General features: G+C 50.2%; 1 protein-coding gene. It reads right to left on the bottom strand.

What is annotated here, in order from left to right; translation table 11 throughout:
- Positions 1-241: asparaginase domain-containing protein (locus HMPREF0549_RS09085; protein WP_003718012.1), on the bottom strand; the 241-nt coding region annotated here is incomplete at both ends.

Genomic DNA, 241 nt, shown 5'->3' with positions numbered 1-241 from the left:
GTTTGGAGAGGCAAACGCATCAAAACCATCGGCATGGGCTTTGGTAGTGCGGTTGCCGCGATACAATCGGTTATTGAAAAAGAGCGTTACTTCGTTGATCGGATAATTCGCCGCAACGTACAACGCATTCAGCAGATTAATTTGTCCGTCAGAGCGTAACTCAGCCAGCGGGATTTGTGACCCTGTCACAATGACCGGTTTACCGAGATTCTCGAGCATGAACGACAGCGCAGAGGCGGTA

It is taken from the genome of Limosilactobacillus vaginalis DSM 5837 = ATCC 49540, assembly GCF_000159435.1.
Classification (GTDB): domain Bacteria; phylum Bacillota; class Bacilli; order Lactobacillales; family Lactobacillaceae; genus Limosilactobacillus; species Limosilactobacillus vaginalis.
Note: the sequence above shows the minus strand (reverse complement) of the source record. Positions and strands in the feature narration are given on the sequence as shown.